We start from the raw sequence: 22,839 nt of genomic DNA, 5'->3' as shown, positions 1-22,839 counted from the left end.
ACAGCGGGAGACCTCGGTCATGAAGAGCTGGATCACGGACTGGCAGCGCAGTGAGCGGCTGCCGCACTACACCCGGGCCAACGCGGGCGAGACCCTGCCGGAACCCGCCAGCCCGCTGGGCTGGACCCTCGTCTGGGGGCGGGGCCTGCAGGGCTGGCGCCACGGCTTCGTCGGGTTCGGCATCTACCGCGAGGAGGAGGTGGCCGGGCCCCGACCGCCGTTCGTCGGCATGTTCGGCGGCCACTTCTACCTCAACCTGTCCCACATGCGGCTGTTCGGCATCCGTATGGGCCAGACAGCGGACCAGATCGACGCGGCCTTCGTCGGACAGCGCTCCGACACGCCGGTGTACGTGGCACACCCGGACGACCAGGACGAGGAGCTGACCGCCAAGGCGGGCGGGACGCTCCAGCGGATGCTCGGCCAGGCCGGCTTCCCGGAAGCCGACGCCGACCGGGAACGGCTGCGCGCCCTGCGCCGCTCACGCCCCGACCTGACACAGCTGTCCGACGCCGCACTGGTGGCGCACGCACGGTCGTTGCTGGACGAGGTGGAGACGACCTTCCAGCGGCACGTCGAGTCATCGCTGCCCGCGTCCGTCGGACCGGCGATCCTCGGTCCGCTGTGCGCGAGCGTGGACCGCCCCGGCGCCATGCTCGACCTGATCGGCGGTCTCGGCGACGTCGACTCCGCCTCTCCCTCGACCGGCCTGTGGACCCTGTCCCGGCAGGTGGCGGCCTCGGCCGAGCTGAGCGCGCTGTTCGACCGGGGTTCGGCCGCGGTCGAACAGGCGCTCGACGGAGCGAGCGGCGATGTGAAGGCGTTCCGTGACTCCTTCGAGGAATTCCTGGCGGAGTCCGGCGATCGCGGCCCCAACGAGTGGGACATCCACGCCCTGTCCTGGGAGGCCTCGCCCGTCCAGGCGCTGGCCCTGGTCGACCGGATCCGGCACAGTCCCGACGACGACTCCCCCGCCGCCCGCCAGGAGCGGCTGGCCGAGGGGCGTGAGCGTACGGCGCGGGAGATCCGGGCCGCGCTGCCCGAGGAGACGCGGCCCGTGTTCGACGCCGGCATGCACGCCTCCCAGGTGTGGATCCCGGCCCGCGAGCGCACCAAGGCGAACTGCGTCACCGTCGTCAACGAGATCCGCATGGCCGTACGGGAACTGGGCCGCCGCGGCGTCGATGCGGGGCTCTTCGACCGGCCCGAGGACGTGATGATGCTCCTGGACACCGAACTCGACGACTATGTCGCCGCCCCGGAGTCCTTCGGCCCTGTGATCGCACAGCGGCTGCAGGAGTACGCGGGCCTGCACGAGCTGGAGCCGCCGTTCTTCGTCGCCGACGACGCGCAGACCGAGATCGACACCTGGCCTCGACGCGCCGAGGAGCGGACGCCGGCGGCCGTCGCTGGTGATGTGCTCGGAGGTGTGGGCGGCAGCCACGGCACGTACACCGGCAAGGTGCGGGTGGTCACCGACCCTGCCTCGTGCGAGGCGCTGGAGCCCGGCGAGGTGCTCGTCGCGCCGATCACGGACGCGGCCTGGACCCCGCTGTTCCTGGTCGCCGGTGCGGCCGTCGTGGATGTGGGCGCGCTCAACAGCCACGCCGTGGTGGTCTGCCGTGAGCTGGGCATCCCGGCCGTCATCTCCGTCGAGAGCGGGACGCGACGGCTGCGGGACGGCATGGTCATCACGGTCGACGGCGACCGGGGCACGGTCACCGTGGACAGTGTCCCCGCGCCGCTCGGCAGCTGAGAACACCGCGGGCCCGTCGCTTCCCTGCACCGGAGCGACGGGCCCGCGGGCACGACCCCGAAAGGACCCCCATGGCTGAGGAAATCATCGTCGCCGGCTGGATGGACTACGCACCCGGCGACCGCGACACCGTGCTGAAGGCCCTCGTCGAGCTGGGCCTACACACCCGCGAGGAGGAATCCGGCTGTCTGGACTACGCGATGACCGCCGACCCCTCCGACGAGCGGCGTATCCGGGTGTTTGAGCACTGGAGCTCCCAGCAGGCCCTCGACGAGCACTTCGCCACCCCGCACATCAAGGACTTCCGGACGGCCGTGACGGGACTGACCCGGGTCGGGGTCTCCCTGACGGCCCACGCCGTGGCCGCGTCGCGCCCCATGCGGTGAACACGCCTCACACGGATAAACGGCGCCCCCACCAGGGGGCGCCGTTTTCAGCACGTTCAGTGGGAGCCCTCCAGCCGGACCAGCATCTTGCCGACGTTGCCGCCGCCCAGCATGGACAGCAGTGCCCCCGCCGCGTTCTCCAGGCCGTCCACGACCGTCTCGCGTGCGGTGATCCGGCCCTCCGCGAGCCAGCCCGCGACCCGCTGCTCGAACTCCGGCCGCAGGTCCTCGTGGTCGCGGACGATGAAGCCGCACAACGTCAGCCGCTTGAGGACCGCCTGGATCAACTGGTTGATGTCCACGGTCCGCCGGTCGCCGCCGAACTGCGACATCATGCCGCACAGGGCGACCCGGCCGCCGGTGCGCAGCGCGTGCAGAGCCGCGGCGAGCTGCTCACCGCCGACGTTGTCGAAGTACACGTCGATGCCGTCGGGCGCCAGCCGGGCCAGCGCGTCACGCACCGGCTCGGCACGGTAGTCGGCGGCCTCGTCGTAGCCGAACTCCTTCACCAGCAGGGCGCACTTGTCCGGGCCTCCGGCGGTCCCGACGACACGGTCCGCGCCGAGCATGCGCGCGAACTGGCCGGCGGCGGTGCCGACGGCCCCGGCCGCCGCCGACACGAGGACGGTGTCGCCCGCACGCATCTCCGCGACGCGGGTCAAGCCCACGTACGCGGTGAACCCGGTCTGGCCGAGCAGCCCCAGCCAGGTGGGCAGCGGGGCGAGTTCCGGGTCGATGCGACCCGCGCCGTCGGCGTCCGCCACATCCAGCACGGCCCGCTCCCGCCAGCCCAGCTGATGCCGTACGTACGTACCTGCCGGCACAGAGGCGCAGCGGCTCTCCTCCACGACACCGAGAGCGCGGCCGTCGAGCGGTGATCCGGGGGCGAAGTTGTGCGTGTAGTGCTTCTCGGTGCTCTCCAGGCGCCCGCGCATGGACGGGTCGACGCTCATGTAGAGGTTGCGCACGAGCAGCTGCCCCTCCCCCAGGGGCGGCAGCGGGCGTTCCTCGACGGCGAAATCACCGGGGAGCGGCTCTCCGTCGGGTCGGCGCACCAGACAGACCACCCGGGTGGTACGGGGCGTCACGGGGTCACTCCTCCGGCTGCCGGGTCGTACGCCGCCTGGCGAGGCGGCCGACCCAGCCGGCCATCTGGAGGTCGGCGTGGCGCAGTTCGCCCGACTGCCACCGGGCCTGGAAGTCGAAGACGCCCTGCGCCCCGGTCCTGGGGTCGGTCACCTCGACCAGTCCGTCCTCGGTGAGCCGGTACACATGCCCGGTCAGTGGATGGATCACTTGCTTGGACATGGGGGTCTCACTCCTGCACTCGGCGGCGCACGCCGCGCTTGGTCACGGTCACAGGGCCCTCGACCCGGAGCCGGCAGGCGAGCCGGGTCAGGCCGTCCACCGGCCTGCGCAGCGACTCGATGCCCTCGCGTTCCAGCGGGCCCACCGGGGAGCAGTTCTCGGTGCCCTCCTCGATCTGGACGAAGCAGGTACGGCAGGTGCCCTTGCCGCCACAGACGGTGGGCCAGCGGTAGCCGAGCCGCTGGGCGGCGGTGAACAGGTCCTCGCCGTCGAGCACGTCGAGCTCGACGCCGGAGGGCCTGACCGCCACCCGGTGGCTCACTTGTTCATCCACTGGTCGAGCGTCCGGTTGAAGTGACGGATGCGGCTCTCCTGGTAGTTGGCCAGGGTGATGCCCGGCTTCCGCATCGCCTTGAGGCCCTCCTGGACGTACGGCAGGTTGTCGCAGTCCTGGTCGAAGACGGGTCCGAGCACGCCGAGTTCGGGAATGTCGGCGAAGAGCATGTCCTCCGGCACCCAGCGGATCTTCGCCGGGGGCGGCATCTCGCCGGGTTGCTTCGGGGACGACATGAAGATGATCTCGGCGGTGCAGGAGTCGGGGTCGAGACCGTTGGGCCGGAACCGGTAGATGATGTTCGACTTGGCGCCGCCCCACGGGTTGAAGTTGGGGAACAGCAAGTAGTTGATGGCATCCAGCAGTTCGGTGTCCGGAGTCTTCGAGAAGTCCTGCTGCGAGGTGACCGCGAGCTGCGCGCGCATCCGCTCCGCGAGGACTTGGCGGGCGGTGCCCCCGGGCGGGATCGCCGGCAGTTCGTCACCCTCCTGCATCACCAGGTCACGGCCCTGGGCGGCGGCGTAGAACGCGCGCGAGTCGTAGAAGGTCTCCAGGACGTCCTCCTCCGTGACGGAGTCCGCCACGTGCGGGCTGGGCGCGCCCTGGATGTTGATCATCCGGGTCCAGTTCGGCTGGTCCGCCATGACGTCGTACTGCGAGTTGGCGTCGGCGAGCCACGGCAGCATCTGCGGGTGCGTGGCGATCACATGGAAGGACTCGATGAACGCGTCCTGTGCGACCTTCCAGTTGCAGGGCAGCACCTTGCCGATGTGCAGCGACTTGTAGCGGTTCTCCAGCGGCCAGATGTAGTAGTCGTCGAAGGTGCCGCGGTAGCTGTCGAAGGACTCGGCGTACGGGTCCATGTTGATGAAGACGAAGCCGCGCCAGGTGGCCACCTGTGCCTCGGGGAGCGCGAACCTCTCCGGGGTGACGTGGGGGAAGTCCCAGGCACAGGGCGGGGTCTGCATCGTGCCGTCGAGGTTCCAGGCGAAGCCGTGGAACGAGCAGCGGAACTCGCTGACGTTGCCGCCGCCGGTGCGCAGTTTGCGACCGCGGTGCAGGCAGACGTTGACGTAGGCGCGGATCTCGTCGGGGGCCGTGCGCACGACGATGAGGGAGTCGTCGCCGATCTCGTAGACCTCGTGGTCGCCGACCTCGGGAATCTCGCTCTCCAGGCAGGCGAACTGCCAGACGCGCCGCCAGACCTGCCGCATCTCGCGTTCGGCCCACTCGCGGGAGGTGAAGCGGGCGGTGTCGATGTCCTCGCTGCCGAGGTAGTCGTTCCGCTCGTACCTCAGAGCGAGGGGAACGGGACGGCTGTCCTGGTCGAGGTAGTCCTGGACGCTGGGCCCGGGGCACCGCGCAGTGGCCGGCTCCGACGTTTCGTCCATCATCTCTCCTCCGGCAGAAACTTTAGAGTGAGTGTAGTTACCAGTTGCGCCATGGAGCAACACTTGCGCCAGTGAACAACTTCTCCACCTTCCGAGGTCACCACGCCATTTCCTTGGGATTCTGGAAGTTATTGCGGCGCCCCTCTCCCCAAGCCCGCTGCGGCATGTCACACTCCGACCCACTTGAGGCTGTAGTGCCTCATAAGTTTCTCGGTCCCGGTACGGTCTCTGCCCGTCCCGGCCCAGCGCCGCGGCGTTTCCGCCCGGGGCACCACGGAATCGATCCGCCTGACCGGAACCGGCCGCCGCGTACGCGGGAGCGACGCGGGTCGCGGCAGTGCAGGCGACACATCTCGGGAGCACTCAACGATGAGTTCCAGACCCCGTCGCGCGGTCCGCCGCGCCCTCACCGCGATCGTCCCCGCCACCGCCCTGCTCGCCCTGGCGGCGTGCGGCAGCGACACCACTCCCGCCGCCGACTCGACGCAGGCGGGGGCGCCCGGCTCCCCCGGTCTGACGGCGGCCCGCGCGGCCCTGCAGAAGTACTCCGAGCGCCCGGCCACGATCTCCGTGACCGAGCCCGTCGGCAAGGCGATCCCCAAGGGCAAGAAGATCGACTTCATCCTCTGCGGCGTCCAGTCCTGCAAGGACCTCGCCGGCTTCTTCACCGAGGCCGCCGAGGAGCTCGGCTGGGAGGTGAAGCAGATCGCCACCCAGGGCACCCCGGAGTCCGTCCAGGCCGCCTATGAACAGGCCCTTCGCGACAAGCCGGACGCCGTCGTCGCCTCCGGCTTTCCCCGTGCCGTCTACGCCAAGCAGCTGGCCCGGCTGAAGGCCGCCGACATCCCCGTCATCCAGTCGAACGCCGACGACGTGCTGGGCGACGGCATCTCCCTGTTGAAGAACGGGCCGGACGACGTCGGCATCCAGGGCGAGATGCTCGCTTCATGGGTGGTGTCGAACAGCGGAGCCAAGGCGAGCACCGTCTACTTCGATCTGCCGGCCTACACGATCCTCAAGCCCGTCAAGGACTCCTTCGCGGCCAAGTACGAGGAATGGTGCGCCGGTTGTGGGCTGGACAACGTCGACGTGCCGATCACCGCGGTGGGCAAGGACATGCCGGACCGCGTGGTGTCGTACCTCCGGTCGCACCCGAAGGTGACCCATGTCGTCTTCTCCCTGGGCCTGCTCAACGTGGGTGTGCCCGCCGCGCTGAAGACCGCCGGCATCACCGGCAAGCACATCGTCGTCAACGTCGGTGACGCGCAGAACTACCAGTACATCCAGAGCGGCCTCACCGACGGCGCGATGGCACTGAACTCCCACGAGACGGCCTGGCTCCAGGCCGACGCGCTGGCCCGGCACTTCACCGGCCTGCCCATGGACGTGGACCAGAAGGCCGCACTGCCCAACATGCTCGTCACCAAGGACAACCTGCCCTCGGCCGACGGCGACTTCCCGATCGTCGAGGACTACCAGAAGCAGTTCAAGGCGCTGTGGGGACTGAGTTGACCGGGCCGGTGCTGCGGGTGGCCGGACTGTCCAAGAGGTTCGGCGGCACCCAGGCACTCAAGGACGTCGATCTCGAGGTCCTGCCCGGCGAGATCCACGCCCTGATCGGACCCAACGGCTCCGGCAAGTCCACCCTCATCAAGATCCTCGCCGGTTACCACCACGCGGAGCCGGGTGCGACGGCCGAACTCGACGGCGAACCCTTCGATCTCGGCCATGTCACTGGCTCCCGCCACGACCGGCTCCGCTTCGTCCACCAGGAGCTGGGGCTGGTGGGCGAGTTGAGCGCCATCGACAACCTCGCACTCAGCCACGGCTTCGCCCGCACGGCCCTGGGCAACATCCGCTGGCCGGAGATGGAGAAGCGGACGAGCGCCCTCGTCGAACGGTTCGGCCTCGGCATCGACGTGCGCCGTCCCCTCTCGGCGGCGACCCCCGTCCAACGCACGGTGGTGGCCATCGCCGCCGCCCTGCAGGGCTGGGAGGGCCGCCGCGGTGTCCTGGTGCTCGACGAGCCCACCGCCGTGCTGCCGCCGGGCGAGGTGGCCCGCCTCTTCGACATCGTGCGGGAGGTCCGCGACGCCGGCGCGGGCGTCCTGTACGTTTCGCACCGGATGGACGAGATCTTCGCGCTCGCCGACCGGGTCACCGTGATCCGCGGCGGACGCCGGATCGCCACCCGCCCGGTCTGCGACCTCACTCCGCGCACGCTGGCGGAACTGATGGCGGGCGAGGAGATGGAGGCCCACCACCGTCCGCCGGCCCCTTCCGGCTCTGCCGACCCCGTGCTGGAGGTCCGCGACCTGTGGGCCGGACCCCTGCGGGGAGTCGGCTTCGACCTGGCCAGGGGCGAACGCCTGGGCATCACCGGCCTGGTCGGCTCCGGACACGAGATCATGCCGTACGCGGTGTGCGGGGCCCATGCCGGGCGGGTGAGCGGCAGGCTGCGGCTGCCGGAACACTCCGGACGGTGGACCGACGCGCGTGACGCCGACACCCTGGGCCTTCCCCTGGTCCCGGCCGACCGGGCGGGCGAGGGAGTGATCGGCGATTTCTCGGTCGGCGAGAACCTCACCCTGCCGCTCCTGAGCCGGCTGCGCACCCACTACGGGCGGCTGCGCCGACGCCGCGAGTCCGCCCTGGCGGAGGACTGGATCCAACGGGTCGGCGTGCGTACGGCCGGCCGCCATCCAGCCGGCGTCAGGATCACCACGCTGAGCGGCGGCAACCAGCAGAAGGTCGTCATGGCCCGTTGTCTGGCGCAGCACCCGCCGGTGCTGGCGCTGTGCGAACCCACGGCGGGCGTGGACATCGCCACCCGCCTGCAGCTGTACGACCTGATAGAGCGTCAGTCCGACGAGGGCATGGGCGTCATCGTGTCCTCCTCCGACACCCAGGACCTGCTCGCTCTGTGCACCCGCGTCCTGGTGGTGCGGGACGGCCGGATCGCACGGGAGATCAGCGGCCGGGACATCACCGAGCCCGCGCTCGTGCACGCCATGGAAGGAACCGAGTGACGTGAGCCTGGAGACAACCGAACGACATGAGCCTGGAAGGAACCGTGCGACATGACGTCCATCCCGACCCGGGCCGCGGAGCTCCCACCGTCCGCACCGGAGAGACCCGCGGTGTCCGTACCGGAGACACTGCGCCGACGGGCGGCGGCCGCCCTGTCGTTCCGCAACATCGGCGCCGTGTACGTGTGGCTGGTCATCGCCGTGCTCTTCTCCGTCTGGGCGCCGGACACCTTCCCGACCACCATCACGGTCAAGCAGGTACTGAACGGCAACGCCGTGGCGGGCCTGGTGGCGCTGAGCGTCGTACCGCCGCTGGCCGCACGGGTCTTCGACCTCTCGATCGCCTACACCATGTCGCTCACCAGCGTGCTGACCGCCTACTTCATGGTCTCCGCCGGGCTCGGGCCCGGCGCGGCCATCGCCCTGGCGATGACCGCCGCGCTGCTGATCGGAGTCGTCAACGGAATCGTGGTGGTGGTCCTGCGCGTCGACTCGTTCATCGCCACCCTGGCCACCGGTGCGCTGATCCAGTCCCTGATCACCATGGTCACCAACGACAGCTCCATCACCGGTGTGCAGCTGCTCGCCAAGCCGTTCGCGAGCATCGCCCAGCTGGACGCGGGCGGCATCACCCTGCCGGTGCTGTATCTGCTGGTCGCCGCCCTCGCCATCTGGTTCGTGCTGGAACACACCGCCACCGGACGCCGGTTGTACGCGACCGGATTCAACGCCGACGCGGCCCGGCTGCAGGGGGTGCGCACCGACCGGCTGCGCTTTCTGACACTGGTGGCCTCCGCACTGCTGTCCGGTCTCGCCGGCGTGGTCTTCGCGTCCTCGGTCGGATCCGGATCGCCTACCGCCGGCACCCCGTATCTGCTGGCCGCGTACGCCGCCGCGTTCGTCGGGGCGACCCAGTTGCGCGCGGGACGTTTCAACGCATGGGGCACGGTACTCGCGGTTCTCCTGCTCGGCACGGGCGTCACAGGACTCGGGCTCGCCACCAGCGCGCAGTGGGCCGCGAGTCTGTTCACCGGCTCGGTCCTGATCGTGGCGCTGGTCCTCACGGGGGGCCGGATCGCCCTGCCCTCCGTTCTGCGCCGCCGGACCGGGACCCGACCGGATTCCACTCCCGGCAAGGAGGTCCGGGGATGAAGGCCCTTCAGTACCGGCGGGTGGGGCACGCCCCCGAGGTCGTGGAGGTTCCGGTGCCCGAACCCGGCCCCGGGCAGGTGCTGTTGAAGGTGACGGCTGCGGGGCTCTGCCACTCCGATCTAGCGGTGATGGGCTGGCCCGAGGAACAGTTCCCCTACGCGCTGCCGATGACACTCGGCCACGAGGGTGTCGGGACGGTGGCGGCCGTGGGCGCCGGTGTCACCACCGTGGCGGAGGGCGAGGCGGTGGCGGTGTACGGCCCGTTGGGCTGCGGAAGCTGCCACAAGTGCGCCGAGGGCAAGGAGAACTGCTGTCCGCACGCCGCCGGCCTCGGCATCCTCCCGCCGGGGCTGGGATCCCCCGGCGCCCTGGCGGAGTACATGCTGGTGGACTCCCCCCGCCATCTGGTTCCGCTGAACGGACTCGACCCTGTGCAGGCGGCGCCGCTCACCGACGCGGGGCTGACGCCGTATCACGCGATCCGCAGGTCGCTGCCGAAGCTGCTGCCCGGCAGCACGGCGGTGGTGATCGGCGTCGGCGGTCTGGGGCATCTCGCCGTGCAGTTGCTGCGCGCCCTGACCCCCGCCCGGGTGGTCGCCCTCGATGTCAGCAAGGAGAAGCTGGAGCTGGCAGCCAAGGTGGGCGCGCACGAGACGCTGCTCTCCGACGGCGAGGCGGCAGCGCGGGTCCGGGAACTCACCGGCGGTACGGGAGCGCAGGTCGTCCTGGACTTCGTCGGAGCCGAGGCGACCGTGACGGTCGCCGCCGGGTCGGTGGCGGTGGAGGGTGATGTCACTGTCGTCGGCCTCGGCGGGGGCACGCTGGCCGTCGGCTTCGGGGGAGGGCTGCCGTTCGAGGTGTCGGCCTCCTTCCCGTACTGGGGAAGCCGGACGGAACTCATGGAGGTCCTGGAACTCGCACGGCAGGGTCTCGTCTCCTCCCACGTCGAGACCTTCACGCTGGACCAGGGGCCCGAGGCGTACGAGCGTCTGCACGCCGGTGAGATCAACGGCCGCGCGGTGGTACTGCCGCACGCCTGAGCCGCGATCCGTGCAGGGCCGGCGCCCGAGCCTCGCTCAGGCGCCGGCCCTCTCCTGTGCCGGATCGCGCACACCCACCGCCCGCTGCACACACCGCCGGAGCACTGTCAGGAACTCCGGCGTCTTCCACGGCCCCACGTCCACGCGCCCGGTGTCGTCCACGCCGAGGTCCTGCATGTCGTAGCGGCCCCGGCAGTGGCCGAGGGTGAAGTAGCAGACCTCGCCGAGGCCGTGCCGCTTGAGATACAGCACCGGTCGGGGCGCGCTGTCGAGGGCCGCCGTGTCGCCCTCGGCGAAACCGCGGCACGGCCCCGTGTACTCGGCGTGCAGCAGCACCTCGAGCTCGCCGTGCAGCTCGCACACGTACAGCTCGTCGGTGACCGTGAACGGCCCGATCCCGGCGACCAGCGGATGGCCGGGCCGGGTCACCCGCACCTCGTACGGCTCGATCGGCGGGTGGGCCAGGAACTGACTGCCGAGCACCTCCGCCAGCTCGCCGAGGAGCCGGGGAGTCGTGAACACCCGCGGTCCGGCACCGGCCGACGGCTCGATCACCGAGTTGGTCCCGTGCAGGGCGAGCCAGCGGCCGCCCCGCGCGACGAACCGTGCCAGTGCGGCCCGCTGCGCCGGACCGGGCCGGACGTCACAGGTGTAGGTGATCAGCAGGTCCGCGTTGTCGAGCGCGGCCGCACAGTCGTAGTCCTGGTGGACCGTGGTGCGCACGCGTGGATGCTCACCGAGCAGTTCCAGCAGCCGCAGCCGCGCGTGGTCGAAGTCGTGCCAGCGGCCGCCGCAGACCAGTACGGCGTCCAGGCGGCCGGCCGGGCCCGCCACGGCTCAGTACTGGACGCGGGTCAGCAGCCCGCCGTCCACCACGAGGTTGACCCCCACGCAGAAGGAGCCGGTCCGCCCGAGCAGGAACGCCACCGCGGAGGCCACGTCCTCCGCCGTGCCGTAGCGGCCGATCGGCAGCTTGGCGAGCACCTCCTCGTACACCTCCGGGCGGCCGGTGCGGATGGTCTCCCAGGCGCCGCCGGGGAAGTCGATCGGGCCGGGCGAGACCGTGTTGACGCGGATGCCCTTCGGCGCGAGGGCGTGCGCGAGGGCCGAGGCGTGCTGGACGACAGCCGCCTTGAGCGCGGAGTACGAGTTCGCTCCGGCCGGGCGCGCGGTGTCGGAGGCGTTGGTGGTGCCGATGGCCACGACGGCGGCCCGGTCGGAGGCCTCCAGGTGGGGAAGGGCCGCCTCCACGAGTCCCGCGAACGGGATCAGGTCGCCGCGCAGGCTGGCTTCCCAGGACTCGGGGCCCTTCACATTGCCTGCCGACACGTTGGACACCAGCAGGTCCAGGCCGCCGAGTTCACCGGCCGCTCGCTCCACGAAGCCCGCCAGGGCGACCGGGTCGGTGACGTCGACCGCTTCCGCGAACACGGTGGCCCCCTCGCCGCGCAGTTCTGCGGCGGCCTTGGCCAGACCTTCCTCGCCGCGGGCACACAGGGCCAGTGCGCAGCCCTCGGCCGCCAGTGTTCCGGCGATCGCCCGGCCGATGCCCCGGCTCGCACCGGTCACCAGCGCCTTCGCGCCTGTCAGTCCCAGATCCATCGCTGTCACTCCTTTGTGATTGCCGAAACGGTTCCCGGTCGCTCCGCTGCCGGGAAGGCCCTGCAAGTGCGAGGAAGATCCCTCAGTTGCCGGGAAGCTGCGAGAAAGGCGCCCGGTCTGCCCGCGGCTCCGGCGGCAGCTTCAACACCCGTTCGCCGATCAGGTTGCGCTGGATCTGATCGGTGCCTCCGGCCAGCCGGTAGCCGGGGGCACCCAGCAGATGCTGTGTCCAGGCGAACGTGCCCGGTTCCCCGGTGTCCGCGCTGATCCGTGCCCCCATCAGCTCGGCGGCGACCTGGCCGGTGCGGGTGAGCAGGTCGGAGGCCATGAGTTTGGTCAGCGACGCCTCCGGGCCCGGCCGGCCGCCGGCGGCACTCGTCCTGGCGACACGGTCGACGGTGGCCGCGCGCAGGGCCGCACGTACGTACAGGTCGGCGAGGCGCTGGCGGACCAGCGGGTCCGTGGTGCGGCCGAGGGAGCGGGCGAGCGCGAGAACGTCCGAGAAGGTGCCGCCCTTGCGGCGGTTGCCGCTGCCGGACGCTGTCCGTTCGAAGGCGAGGGTGGTGGTGGCGACCTCCCAGCCCTGGCCGGGCCGCCCGATCCGGAACCGGTCCGGGACGCGTACGCCGCTGAGGAACACCTCGTTGAAGGATGCGCCGCCGCTCATCTGCCGGATGGGGCGCACCTCCACTCCGGTGGAGTCCATCGGGACCAGGAAGGCGGTGATGCCGGCCTGTTTGACGACGTCCGGGTCGGTGCGGGCGAGCAGCAAGCCATAGTCGGCGAACTGGGCGCCCGACGTCCACACCTTCTGGCCGTCGAGCACCCAGTGGTCTTCGTCCTGCCGGGCGCGGGTACGCAGGGCCGCGAGGTCGGATCCTGCGCCGGGCTCGCTGAAGAGCTGGCAGGCCAGCAGGTCGGTGCGCAGGAACGCGCGTGCGTGGTCGTGGCGCTGCTCCGCCGTGCCGAAGAGGGAGACGGCCATCGCGACCAGGCGCACGGTGACACTGATGAGCTCGGTGGACGGCGGCACTGCGAAGGCGGACTCCTCCTCGGCGAAGGCAGCCACGTGGGCGGCGGTCAGACCCGCGCCGCCCTTGTCCGCGGGGAGGGTCAGCGCCTGGTAGCCGGCGTCGAAGCGGGCCCGCTGGTAGGCGCGGCAGCGCTCGAGCAGCAGACGTTCCTCCTCCTCGGGAAGGTTGTGGAACACGGCGAGGTCGGCGGCCTCGCCGGCGGATTCCGGCACCGGCGCCGGTTCGAGCACGGTGGCCAGCCACTGCCGGACCTGCGTGCGCCATGCGTCCGGATCGGGACGGGACATGGATCCTCCTCGGACACTTACCAGACGGCAGATTCAGTAACGGATACCTGCAAGAAGGCGAGAAGTGCCTCTTCACGGCTGCTGAGAGGCACATGAATGGCTTCCGCTTGAGTCAGAGTGTTCCGTACTTTCTTGATAAACGCTACAGTCTCCGCATTCCCTCTCCCCTCGAATCGGGAGAGGCCCGCGGAGCCGCCGGAGGAGCCATGTCGCTGCTGCCACTCGACCGTCGTGCCCAGGAGACACCCGACGAGCCCGCCCTGGCGGACGACCTGGGTGTGCTGTCCTGGTCCGGCCTCGCCGACCAGGTGGCGCGGGCGGCGGTACGGCTGCTGGAGTTGGCGCCCGGCCCCGACGACCGGGTCGCCGTCCTCGGGGACAACGCGATCCCCACACTGGTGGCCCATCTGGCCGGTCTGCGGGCCGGTGTCGGAACCGTGGCCACCTCCCGCAACCTCACGTCGGCAGAACTCGTCGACCAGATCGTCGACGCGGGTACGACCGCGATCATCGCCGGGCCGGCCGGCGCGGGCGCCGCCCTGGACGCGGCCCGGGAACTGGGCCTGCCGGTCGTGACGCACGGCACCCCGGCGATCGGGCACGCCTTCGACTGGGACCTGTGGCTGGCGGCCGCGCCCACCGGGCGCACCCTCCCGACGGACCGTCCCGCCCGGCCTCCGCTCGTGTATACCTCCGGAACCACCGGACGGGCGCGCGGCACCGAGGTGCGCTGGGTGAGCGGCCCGGTCACGGACAGCTGCGCCTACCTCGCCGCGATGGCCGCCCGGCCCGGTTTCCCGCCGGGGCCTCACCTGGTGTGCGGGCCGCTCCAGCACAACGCGCCGCTGACCTCGCTGCGGCATCTGGCGGCCGGTCAGCCGGTGGTCGTACTCGGCAGATACGACGCGGAGTCGTTCCTCAGCCGTGTGCAGAGGTGGCGGGTCTCCTCGACCGTGATGGTGCCCACCCACTTCCAGCGGCTGCTCGCCCTCCCGGAAGAGGTCCGCGTCCGGTACGACGTCTCCAGCCTGCGGCAGGTCTCCCACACCGGCTCCGCGTGTCCGCCGGACGTGAAGCGCACCATGATCGAGTGGTTCGGTCCGGTGCTGACCGAGTCGTACGGCGCCAGCGAAGCGGGCACCGTGGCCCGCATCAGCAGCACCGAGTGGCTGGAGCATCCTGGCTCGGTCGGGCGCGTCCGGCCCCCGTTCGAGGTCCTGGTCACCGATGACGACGGCCGGCAACTGCCGCCCGGAGAACGCGGACTGCTGGCTTTCCGGGCCCCGGAGGACCAGGGCGTCCGTTACCACGCCGACCCGGACAAGACCAGGTCCGCCTACCTCTCCCCCGGCGTCTTCACGCTCGGCGACATCGGCTACGTCGACGCGAACGGCTACATCTTCATCACCGACCGGGCCGCCGACGTCGTGGTCTCCGGCGGCGTCAACCTCTACCCGGCCGAGAGCGAGGCCGTACTGCGGCAGCACCCGGCGGTCGCCGAGGTCGCGGTCATCGGCGTACCCGACCCGGACTTCGGCGAGTCCCTGCGGGCCCTGGTCGTGGCGGCCGGGGACGATCCGCCGTCCGATGAGCTCGACCGGTTCTGCCGCGAGCGCCTCGCCGCCTACAAGTGCCCGCGGTCGTACGAGTTCGTTCCCGAACTCCTGCGCAACGCGATGGGCAAGCTCGACAAGCGCGCGATGCGCCGCCCCTACTGGAGCTCGGAACGGACCATCGCCGGCTGAGTCACCCGCCCGCCCCTCACCCGCACGAAGGACCCCTCATGACCGAACTCCTCCTCATCCGGCACGGCCTCCCCATGGCGGGAGTGTTCGACCCGGGACTGTCGCCGGAGGGCGCAGCCCAGGCCGAGCGCCTCGCCAACTGGCTCGCGCACGACGACGTCGACGCCCTGTACGTCAGCCCGTTCCAGCGGGCCCGTGAGACGGTGGCGCCCCTGGAGCGCCTCACCGGCATGACCGCCACGGTCCTCGACGACCTGCGCGAGTGGGACACGGACGTGTCCCAGCCCTACATGCCACCGGAGCAGATCGGCGCGGACGATCCCCGGGCGGCGGCGCTCGCCGAGGGACGCTACGAGGATTTCGTGCCCGATCTGGACTGGGACGCCTTTCGCACGCGTGCCGTACGGGCCATGGACACCATCTTCGACGCCCATCCCGGCGGGCGGGTCGCGGTCGTGTGCCATGGCGGCATCACCAACACCTACCTGGCGACGGTGCTCGGCCTGCCCACGATGTTCTGGTTCCACCCCGACTACACGTCGGTCAGCCGGGTGCGGCGCATGCCCGGCGGCCGGATCGTTCTGCACTCGGTGAACGAGACAGCCCACATGATCGCAGAACGTGCCGTCGACGCGGCCGTCTGATCCTTTCCCACATCCCAGGAGGTCCCGGCCATGCCCGGATCCGTCATCGTCGCCGGAGCCAGAACGCCCATCGGCAAACTGATGGGCACCCTCAGCTCCGTGTCCGCGGTCGACCTCGGCGCCCACGCCATCGGCGCGGCACTGGCCGCCGTCCGGCTGGACCCGGCAGCCGTGGAAGCCGTCGTCATGGGGCATGTCGTGCAGGCCGGGACAGGCCCCAACTCGGCACGGCAGGCCGCGGTCCGCGCCGGAATTCCGTTCTCCGTCCCCGCGAGCACCGTCAACAAGCTCTGCCTGTCCGGGCTGCACGCCATCGCCCTGGCCGACCTCATGATCGCCTCCGGCCGCCACGAGGTGGTCGTGGCCGGTGGCATGGAGTCCATGTCGGGCGCCCCGCACCTGCTGCGCGGAGCTCGCACCGGCTGGAAGTACGGCTCGGCCGCGGCCGAGGACGCCCTTGACCGCGACGCTCTCGTCTGCGCCTTCGACGGCGTCTCCATGGGCGCGGCCACCGAGCGCCACCAACAGCCGTTCGCCCTGACCCGCGCGGAACAGGACGAGTACAGCGCGCTGTCCCATCAAAGGGCCGCCCACGCCCAGGAGTCGGGGGCGTTGTCCGAGGAGATCACCCCCGTCACCGTGGCGGGGCGTCGCGGCGAGACGGTGGTGGTCACCGACGAGGGTGTACGGCCGGCAAGCACCGCCGAGAGCCTGGGACGCCTGAGGCCGGCTTTCTCCAGCGCGGGCACCATCACCGCCGGCAACTCGTCCCAGCTCTCGGACGGCGCCGCGGCCGTCGTCGTGATGAGCGCGGAGCGCGCCCGGCGGGAGGGCCTGACGCCGCTCGCCGAGATCGGCGCCTACGGCACGGTCGCGGGCCCCGACCCCTCGCTGCTCGTCCAGCCGGCCGGCGCGGTCCGCGACGCCCTGTCCCGGGACGCCCGGCTGAAGGCCGCCGACCTGGACCTGTTCGAGATCAACGAGGCGTTCGCCGGCGTGGCCCTGGCTTCCGTACGGGAGCTGGACATCCCCCTGGACAAGGTGAACGTCAACGGCGGAGCGATCGCGCTCGGGCACCCGGTCGGCATGACCGGAGCCCGGCTGGTGCTGACTCTCGCGGCGGAACTGCGGCGGCGCGGAGGCGGCAGCGGAGCGGCGGCCCTGTGCGGGGGCGGCGGCCAGGGTGACGCGCTGTTGCTGCATGTCCCGACGCAGGACTGAACCCCGGAGCCGAACCACCATGAACGACCACCTCCCCCCGGTCGACACGACCCTTGTCGTGGCGGCCCGCACCCTCGCCGCCGACGGCGTCGTCTCTCTCACCCTGCGCAGCCCCGACGGCGAGATGCTCCCCGCCTGGACACCGGGCGCCCACATCGACGTATTCCTGGACGGCGACGACGGCGATCTGATCCGTCAGTACTCCCTGTGCGGGCAGCCGGCCGAACGCGGGGCCTGGCAGATCGCCGTGCTGCGCGAGCCGCGAGGTCGCGGCGGCTCCGCGTACGTCCACGACCACCTGCGCGAGGGCGCCACCGTGCGGGTCCGCGGACCGCGGAACAACTTCCCGCTGCGGCCCGCCGCACGCCATCTGTTCATCGCCGGAGGCGTCGGGATCACGCCCATCCTTCCCATGGTGGAGGCCGCCGCGAAAGCGGGAGCCGACTGGCGTCTGCTGTACGGCGGCCGCACCCGCACCTCCATGGCGTTCCTGGACCGCCTCGCTCCGCACGGGGACCGGGTACTCATCCGTCCGCAGGACGAGTACGGCCTGCTGGACCTCGCCGCTCACCTCGGCGTACCCGGGGAGGGCACCCTGGTGCATGCCTGCGGTCCCGAACCCCTGCTGCAGGCGGTGCAGGAACACTGCGGTGGCTGGCCCCCCGGCACGCTGGGCGTCGAACGGTTCGCCCCGGTGCGGACGGCCGCGACCGACCCGACCGAAACCTTCGAGCTGGAGCTCGCCCGCTCCGGGCTCACTCTCACGGTGCCGCCGGACCGCTCGGTCCTCGAAACGGTGGAGCAGGCCGGCGTCGCGGTCGACTTCTCCTGCCGGGAGGGCACGTGCGGCACCTGCGAGACCGACGTACTCGACGGCAGGCCCGACCACCGCGACTCACTGCTCACCGAGGATGAGCGGGCCGCCGGCGACACCATGCTCATCTGCGTCTCCCGCTCGTGCGGACCTCGCCTTGTCCTCGATCTGTGACCGCGATCGATTCCAGTAATTTACTAGGACGTCCTAGTATCTCTTCTGTCAGCTGTACCCCACCCTGCCCGGGAAGGCCCCTCATGAGCGACCTGCACCGACCCGTGCACCCTGTCCGCCTGGTCACCGCTTCGGCTCTGTTCGACGGGCACGACGCGTCGATCAACATCATGCGGCGCATCTTCCAGTCCCAGGGCGCCGAGGTGGTCCACCTCGGACACAACCGGTCCGTGCGGGAGGTCGTGGACGCGGCACTGGAGGAGGACGCACACGGCGTGGCGGTCTCGTCCTACCAGGGCGGGCACGTGGAGTACTTCGAGTACCTGGTCGAGTCGCTGCGCGCGCAGGGAGCCGACCACGTCCGCGTCGTGGGCGGCGGAGGCGGCGTGATCGTACCCGAGGAGATCACCCGGCTGCGCGAGAGCGGGGTGACCATCTTCTCCCCCGAGGACGGCCAGCGGATGGGCCTGGCCGGGATGGTCAACTCAGTGGTGAAGGACTGCGACTTCGACCTCTGGGACGGCAAACCGGCCGACGCGGCCGCCGTGCTCGCCGGCGACCGGTTCGCGATCGCCCGCGCCATCACCGGCGCGGAACTGGGCAAGCTGCCCACCGATCTGCTGAAGCAACTGCGAGCCGCCGCCGCGGCACAGGTCACTCCGGTGCTCGGCATCACCGGCACCGGCGGCTCCGGAAAGTCCTCACTGACCGACGAGTTGGTGCGCCGTTTCCGCCTCGACCAGCAGGACAAGCTACGCATCGCGGTCATTGCGGTCGACCCGACCCGTCGCCGTGGTGGCGGTGCGCTGCTAGGTGACCGGATCCGCATGAACTCCCTCGACGGGAGCCGGGTCTTCTTCCGCAGCCTGGCCACCCGCGGCAGCCACGAACTGCCCGAGCACCTGTCCGACGTCATCGACGTGGTCAAGGCCGCCGGGTTCGACCTCGTGATCGTGGAGACGCCGGGCATCGGGCAGGGAGACGCGGCGATCGTGCCGTTCGTCGACACCTCGCTCTACGTGATGACACCGGAGTTCGGCGCCGCCTCGCAGCTGGAGAAGATCGACATGCTCGACTTCGCCGACGTCGTGGCGATCAACAAGTTCGAGCGGCGCGGCGCGCAGGACGCCCAGCGCGACGTCAGCCGCCAACTGGTCCGCAACCGCGAGGCCTTCGGCATGAAGCCCGAGGACATGCCGGTGTACGGCACGTCGGCGGCGACGTTCAACGACGACGGTGTCACCGCGCTCTACCAGCACCTGAAGACGGGCCTGGCCGAGAAGGGGCTGCCGCTGTCCGAGGGCGCGCTGGCACCGGTCGGGGTACGCCACTCCTCCGGCATCCGGCAGGTGGTCCCCGCAGGCCGGGTGCGCTACCTCGCCGAGATCACCGACACGATCCGCGCCTACCACGCCGGGACCGCGCAACTGACCGACACGGTCAGGCGGGTACAGCACCTGGAGACGGCCAGGGACGGGCTCGTCGAGGCCGGCTCCGACGCGGCGAACGTGCAGTCCCTCCTCGACGACGCCCGCAAGCAGCTCCCGCACCAGGTCACGGAGCAGCTCGAGAACTGGCCCGCCGTCATCGCCTCCTACTCCGGAGACGAGCAGGTGGTGAAGGTCCGGGACAAGGAGATCCGCACCACGCTGACCCGCGAGTCCCTGTCCGGCCACAAAATCCCACGCGTCGCCCTGCCCCGCTTCACCGACCACGGGGAGCTGGTGCGGTTCTGGCGCGAGGAGAACCTGCCCGGCTACTTCCCCTTCACGGCCGGGGTGTTCCCCTTCAAGCGCGACGGTGAGGACCCGGCGAGGATGTTCGCCGGTGAGGGCGATCCGTTCCGTACCAACCGACGCTTCAAGCTGCTCTCCGAGGGCCAGCCGGCCACCCGCCTGTCCACCGCCTTCGACTCGGTCACCCTCTACGGCCGGGACCCGGACGAACGCCCCGACATCTACGGCAAGGTCGGCACGTCCGGAGTGTCGGTGGCCACGCTGGCGGACATGAAGGCGCTCTACGACGGCTTCGACCTGATAGCGCCCGCCACCTCGGTCTCCATGACCATCAACGGACCCGCGCCGACCATCCTGGCGTTCTTTCTCAACACCGTCATCGACCAGCAACTGGAGGGATTCCGCGCCGCCGAGGGCCGGGACCCGTCGCCGGAAGAGGCGGACGGGCTGCGGGCCCGCGCGCTCGCGAGCGTGCGCGGCACCGTGCAGGCCGACATCCTCAAGGAGGACCAAGGGCAGAACACCTGCCTGTTCTCCACCGAGTTCTCCCTGCGGATGATGGCCGACATCCAGGAATGGTTCATCGCCCACAAGGTCCGCAACTTCTATTCGGTGTCCATCTCCGGCTACCACATCGCCGAAGCCGGCGCCAACCCCATCAGCCAGCTCGCCTTCACCCTCGCCAACGGCTTCACCTACGTCGAGGCCTACCTGGCCCGCGGCATGCACATCGACGACTTCGCCCCGAACCTGTCGTTCTTCTTCTCCAACGGCATGGACCCCGAATACTCCGTCCTCGGCCGGGTCGCCCGCCGCATCTGGGCCGTCGCGATGAGGGACAAGTACGGCGCGGGCGAGCGCTCGCAGAAGTTGAAGTACCACGTCCAGACCTCCGGCCGCTCCCTGCACGCCCAGGAGATGGACTTCAACGACATCCGCACCACCCTGCAGGCCCTCACAGCCATCTACGACAACGCCAACTCACTGCACACCAACGCCTACGACGAGGCCGTCACCACCCCGTCCGAGGAGTCGGTACGGCGGGCGCTGGCGATCCAGCTCGTCATCAACCGCGAATGGGGTCTGGCGATGAACGAGAACCCACTGCAGGGGTCGTTCGTCATCGACCAGCTAACCGACCTGGTCGAGGAAGCGGTGCTCGCCGAGTTCGAGAGGATCAGCGAGCGCGGTGGTGTGCTGGGCGCCATGGAGACCGGCTATCAGCGCGGCCGTATCCAGGACGAGTCGATGCTGTACGAGCAGCGCAAGCACGACGGAACTCTGCCCATCATCGGCGTCAACACCTTCCGACGCCCCGGCGGCGACAGCAGGCCCTCGCAGCTGGAACTCGCCCGGGCCACCGAGGAGGAGAAGCAGTCCCAGCTGGAGCGCGTGCGGGACTTCCAGACCCTCCACCGCGACCAGGCCCACGACGCCCTGACAGCTCTCAAGGACGCGGCGACGAGCGGCCGCAACGTCTTCGCCGTCCTCATGGACGCCACCCGGGTCTGCTCGCTCGAGCAGATCACCGAGGCCTTCTTCGAGGTGGGTGGCCAATACCGCCGCAACGTCTGACCCAGCCCCGGAAACCACCGCGCAGCGACTCATCAGATAGGACCTCAGATGGATCCCGTTACCCGTCTCGGCGTTGTCGGATGCGGCCTCATGGGCTCCGGCATCGCCGAAGTCGCCGCCCGCAACGGCATCGACGTCCGAGTCGCCGAGGCCACCCCGGACGCGCTCGATGCGGGCCGCCGCCGGCTCACCGCCTCCCTCGACCGAGGCGTACGGCGTGGCAAGCTCAGCGAAGAGCAGCGCGACCAGGCCCTCGCCCGGCTTTCCTTCACCCATGACCTCAGCGACATGGCCGACCGCCAGTTCGTCGTCGAGGCCGTCGCCGAGAACCGCGACATCAAGACCGACGTGCTGCGCACCCTGGACAAGGCAGTCGAGGACCCTGCCGCGGTCCTGGCGACCAACACCTCATCGATCCCCATCGTCGACCTCGCCGTCGTCACCGAGCGTCCCGCACAGGTCATCGGCATGCACTTCTTCAACCCCGTGCCCGTGCAGCAGCTGGTCGAGCTCATTCCCGCCCTCACCACCAGCGCGGACACCGTGCGGCGCACCCAGGGCTTCGCCGAACAGTTGGGCAAACACGCCATCCAGGCGCCCGACCGCTCCGGCTTCGTCGTCAACGCCCTCCTCGTCCCCTACCTGCTCAGCGCCGTACGGATGGTGGAGTCGGGCTCCGCACAGCCGGAAGACATCGACCGGGGCATGGAACTCGGATGCGCCCACCCCATGGGGCCGTTGCGCCTGCTCGACCTCATCGGCCTCGACACCGCCCAGGCCGTGGCCGAGTCGATGTACGAGGAGTTCAAGGAGCCGCTGTACGCGCCGCCCGCCCTCCTGCGCCGCATGGTCGCCGCGGGCCACCTCGGCCGCAAGAGCGGCCGAGGCTTCCACACCTACGACGCCTGAACAAGACGTCAGTCGCCGGAAGAGACCTGGTCCGCCCACCCGAGATCCCGATGGACAGAAGTGGGCCGACCAAGGCTCGACGGGCCCCGGCCGATGGGAGGCCCCAAAGCCGGGTAGTCAGTGGCCAGCGACGGATCGGGTCACGTCCACAGACCGTCGGCGAACAGTTCGCGGTCGAACAACCGCTTCGGGTATCGGAGCGGGTGCGGACGCTGCTGCGGTTCACGCTGTACGCGGTCGCCCGTGACGGCGCAGTGCGGGAGGTGGCCTGATCGGAACGGATGCCGACCTGGTCGGCGAACAGCACTTCGCCGTACTCCGTCTTCGCCGTCGCCCGGATCGCCGGCCATGCCTCCTCCAGCCAGGTTCGCAGCGCCTCAGGGTTCTGCTCGACCGCGCGCTTGTCGGGCCGCTGGAACGACAGTCCCCAGCGCCGCAGGTACTTGCCCACCCGTGGCGCGGTCATCCGCACCCGATCCAGTTGCAGAACCGGGCGAACCCACGTGCCCCGAGGTGTTGCCCACCCACCGCCAGCGCGTTCCTACCCGGTGGGCTTCAGATTCTGCGAACCCGCTGGTTTCGGAGTACGACCGCAGCGCCTGCCCCGACCACCTTGCCGCCCGCCGACGACGCTGTGAGCGCAGCGTCAGCCCTGGAGGGCACGACCCGTGGGAAGCCTGCGCTGCACCCACCGTCATCGTC

General features: G+C 70.5%; 20 protein-coding genes. 12 read left to right on the top strand and 8 right to left on the bottom strand.

Annotated features, from left to right (window positions below):
* The first annotated feature begins 19 nt into the window (after positions 1-19).
* Both O1Q96_RS21125 and O1Q96_RS21120 read left to right on the top strand, forming a co-directional pair.
* A complete protein-coding gene (locus O1Q96_RS21125) occupies positions 20-1,756 on the top strand; it encodes a PEP-utilizing enzyme (RefSeq protein ID WP_269249697.1) in 1,737 nt (578 codons plus the stop codon).
* A gap of 71 nt (positions 1,757-1,827) precedes the next feature.
* A complete protein-coding gene (locus O1Q96_RS21120) occupies positions 1,828-2,142 on the top strand; it encodes a putative quinol monooxygenase (protein ID WP_269249696.1) in 315 nt (104 codons plus the stop codon).
* Between the two features lie 56 nt (positions 2,143-2,198).
* Here the strand turns inward: O1Q96_RS21120 and O1Q96_RS21115 are convergent, their stop codons facing one another.
* From O1Q96_RS21115 to O1Q96_RS21100, 4 genes are read right to left on the bottom strand one after another with little or no spacing between them, the layout of a single operon-like run.
* Entirely contained in the window at positions 2,199-3,230 is a 1,032-nt protein-coding gene (locus O1Q96_RS21115; protein WP_269249695.1) for an NADP-dependent oxidoreductase, read from the bottom strand.
* Between the two features lie 4 nt (positions 3,231-3,234).
* A complete protein-coding gene (locus O1Q96_RS21110; protein ID WP_269249694.1) occupies positions 3,235-3,450 on the bottom strand; it encodes a transposase in 216 nt (71 codons plus the stop codon).
* Between the two features lie 7 nt (positions 3,451-3,457).
* Positions 3,458-3,784, bottom strand: coding sequence for a 2Fe-2S iron-sulfur cluster binding domain-containing protein (locus O1Q96_RS21105; protein ID WP_269249693.1), 327 nt, complete (start codon positions 3,782-3,784; stop codon positions 3,458-3,460).
* The gene (locus tag O1Q96_RS21100; protein ID WP_269249692.1) at positions 3,769-5,178 is read right to left on the bottom strand and encodes an aromatic ring-hydroxylating oxygenase subunit alpha; all 1,410 of its coding nucleotides are present in this window, start codon (positions 5,176-5,178) and stop codon (positions 3,769-3,771) included. The genes O1Q96_RS21105 and O1Q96_RS21100 overlap by 16 nt, the downstream gene beginning before the upstream one ends.
* A gap of 366 nt (positions 5,179-5,544) precedes the next feature.
* Here O1Q96_RS21100 and O1Q96_RS21095 point away from each other — a divergent pair, with 366 nt between their 5' ends.
* The 4 genes from O1Q96_RS21095 to O1Q96_RS21080 are packed head-to-tail and all read left to right on the top strand — an operon-like array spanning position 5,545 to position 10,396.
* Positions 5,545-6,687: a sugar ABC transporter substrate-binding protein gene (locus O1Q96_RS21095; protein WP_269249691.1), complete on the top strand. Its 1,143-nt coding sequence runs from the start codon at positions 5,545-5,547 to the stop codon at positions 6,685-6,687.
* A complete protein-coding gene (locus O1Q96_RS21090) occupies positions 6,672-8,204 on the top strand; it encodes a sugar ABC transporter ATP-binding protein (RefSeq protein WP_269249690.1) in 1,533 nt (510 codons plus the stop codon). The genes O1Q96_RS21095 and O1Q96_RS21090 overlap by 16 nt, the downstream gene beginning before the upstream one ends.
* A gap of 51 nt (positions 8,205-8,255) precedes the next feature.
* Positions 8,256-9,356, top strand: coding sequence for an ABC transporter permease (locus tag O1Q96_RS21085; protein ID WP_269249689.1), 1,101 nt, complete (start codon positions 8,256-8,258; stop codon positions 9,354-9,356).
* Positions 9,353-10,396 (top strand): NAD(P)-dependent alcohol dehydrogenase, encoded by a 1,044-nt coding sequence (locus O1Q96_RS21080; protein WP_269249688.1) that lies wholly within the window; start codon positions 9,353-9,355, stop codon positions 10,394-10,396. The genes O1Q96_RS21085 and O1Q96_RS21080 overlap by 4 nt, the downstream gene beginning before the upstream one ends.
* A 36-nt stretch (positions 10,397-10,432) precedes the next feature.
* Here O1Q96_RS21080 and O1Q96_RS21075 read toward each other — a convergent pair whose 3' ends face one another.
* From O1Q96_RS21075 to O1Q96_RS21065, 3 genes are all read right to left on the bottom strand, one after another.
* A complete protein-coding gene (locus tag O1Q96_RS21075; protein WP_269249687.1) occupies positions 10,433-11,230 on the bottom strand; it encodes a ThuA domain-containing protein in 798 nt (265 codons plus the stop codon).
* A gap of 3 nt (positions 11,231-11,233) precedes the next feature.
* On the bottom strand, positions 11,234-11,998 hold the full coding sequence (locus tag O1Q96_RS21070) for an SDR family NAD(P)-dependent oxidoreductase (protein WP_269249686.1): 765 nt from the start codon (positions 11,996-11,998) through the stop codon (positions 11,234-11,236).
* A gap of 82 nt (positions 11,999-12,080) precedes the next feature.
* The gene (locus tag O1Q96_RS21065) at positions 12,081-13,319 is read right to left on the bottom strand and encodes an acyl-CoA dehydrogenase family protein (protein WP_269249685.1); all 1,239 of its coding nucleotides are present in this window, start codon (positions 13,317-13,319) and stop codon (positions 12,081-12,083) included.
* A gap of 206 nt (positions 13,320-13,525) precedes the next feature.
* Between O1Q96_RS21065 and O1Q96_RS21060 the strand changes: the two genes are divergently transcribed.
* From O1Q96_RS21060 to O1Q96_RS21035, 6 genes are all read left to right on the top strand, one after another.
* Positions 13,526-15,064, top strand: coding sequence for an AMP-binding protein (locus O1Q96_RS21060; protein ID WP_269249684.1), 1,539 nt, complete (start codon positions 13,526-13,528; stop codon positions 15,062-15,064).
* A gap of 38 nt (positions 15,065-15,102) precedes the next feature.
* Positions 15,103-15,708 carry a histidine phosphatase family protein gene (locus O1Q96_RS21055; RefSeq protein ID WP_269249683.1) on the top strand — a complete coding sequence of 202 codons (606 nt, stop codon included), beginning with the start codon at positions 15,103-15,105 and terminating at the stop codon, positions 15,706-15,708.
* Positions 15,709-15,738: 30 nt separating this feature from the next.
* Entirely contained in the window at positions 15,739-16,929 is a 1,191-nt protein-coding gene (locus O1Q96_RS21050) for an acetyl-CoA C-acyltransferase (RefSeq protein ID WP_269249682.1), read from the top strand.
* A gap of 19 nt (positions 16,930-16,948) precedes the next feature.
* Complete coding sequence (locus O1Q96_RS21045) at positions 16,949-17,917, top strand: PDR/VanB family oxidoreductase (protein WP_269249681.1); 969 nt, start codon at positions 16,949-16,951, stop codon at positions 17,915-17,917.
* An 83-nt stretch (positions 17,918-18,000) separates the two neighbouring features.
* Positions 18,001-21,228, top strand: a complete 3,228-nt coding sequence (gene icmF / locus O1Q96_RS21040) for a fused isobutyryl-CoA mutase/GTPase IcmF (protein ID WP_269249680.1) — start codon at positions 18,001-18,003, stop codon at positions 21,226-21,228.
* Between the two features lie 48 nt (positions 21,229-21,276).
* Complete coding sequence (locus O1Q96_RS21035) at positions 21,277-22,137, top strand: 3-hydroxybutyryl-CoA dehydrogenase (protein ID WP_269249679.1); 861 nt, start codon at positions 21,277-21,279, stop codon at positions 22,135-22,137.
* Here O1Q96_RS21035 and O1Q96_RS44495 read toward each other — a convergent pair.
* Positions 22,034-22,603: a winged helix-turn-helix domain-containing protein gene (locus O1Q96_RS44495; protein ID WP_419586924.1), complete on the bottom strand. Its 570-nt coding sequence runs from the start codon at positions 22,601-22,603 to the stop codon at positions 22,034-22,036. The genes O1Q96_RS21035 and O1Q96_RS44495 overlap by 104 nt on opposite strands.
* Positions 22,604-22,839: the final 236 nt, after the last annotated feature.

This window comes from Streptomyces aurantiacus (genome assembly GCF_027107535.1).
Lineage (GTDB): Bacteria > Actinomycetota > Actinomycetes > Streptomycetales > Streptomycetaceae > Streptomyces.
This window is presented reverse-complemented; position numbering and strand designations above follow the sequence as displayed.

Coding starts and splice junctions, on each gene's coding strand:
- O1Q96_RS21125 (WP_269249697.1), top strand. CDS start 20: ATGAAGAGCTGGATCACGGACTGGCAGCGCAGTGAGCGGCTGCCGCAC.
- O1Q96_RS21120 (WP_269249696.1), top strand. CDS start 1,828: ATGGCTGAGGAAATCATCGTCGCCGGCTGGATGGACTACGCACCCGGC.
- O1Q96_RS21110 (WP_269249694.1), bottom strand. CDS start 3,450: ATGTCCAAGCAAGTGATCCATCCACTGACCGGGCATGTGTACCGGCTC.
- O1Q96_RS21100 (WP_269249692.1), bottom strand. CDS start 5,178: ATGATGGACGAAACGTCGGAGCCGGCCACTGCGCGGTGCCCCGGGCCC.
- O1Q96_RS21095 (WP_269249691.1), top strand. CDS start 5,545: ATGAGTTCCAGACCCCGTCGCGCGGTCCGCCGCGCCCTCACCGCGATC.
- O1Q96_RS21085 (WP_269249689.1), top strand. CDS start 8,256: ATGACGTCCATCCCGACCCGGGCCGCGGAGCTCCCACCGTCCGCACCG.
- O1Q96_RS21080 (WP_269249688.1), top strand. CDS start 9,353: ATGAAGGCCCTTCAGTACCGGCGGGTGGGGCACGCCCCCGAGGTCGTG.
- O1Q96_RS21070 (WP_269249686.1), bottom strand. CDS start 11,998: ATGGATCTGGGACTGACAGGCGCGAAGGCGCTGGTGACCGGTGCGAGC.
- O1Q96_RS21065 (WP_269249685.1), bottom strand. CDS start 13,319: ATGTCCCGTCCCGATCCGGACGCATGGCGCACGCAGGTCCGGCAGTGG.
- O1Q96_RS21060 (WP_269249684.1), top strand. CDS start 13,526: ATGTCGCTGCTGCCACTCGACCGTCGTGCCCAGGAGACACCCGACGAG.
- O1Q96_RS21055 (WP_269249683.1), top strand. CDS start 15,103: ATGACCGAACTCCTCCTCATCCGGCACGGCCTCCCCATGGCGGGAGTG.
- O1Q96_RS21050 (WP_269249682.1), top strand. CDS start 15,739: ATGCCCGGATCCGTCATCGTCGCCGGAGCCAGAACGCCCATCGGCAAA.
- O1Q96_RS21045 (WP_269249681.1), top strand. CDS start 16,949: ATGAACGACCACCTCCCCCCGGTCGACACGACCCTTGTCGTGGCGGCC.
- icmF (WP_269249680.1), top strand. CDS start 18,001: ATGAGCGACCTGCACCGACCCGTGCACCCTGTCCGCCTGGTCACCGCT.
- O1Q96_RS21035 (WP_269249679.1), top strand. CDS start 21,277: ATGGATCCCGTTACCCGTCTCGGCGTTGTCGGATGCGGCCTCATGGGC.
- O1Q96_RS44495 (WP_419586924.1), bottom strand. CDS start 22,603: ATGACCGCGCCACGGGTGGGCAAGTACCTGCGGCGCTGGGGACTGTCG.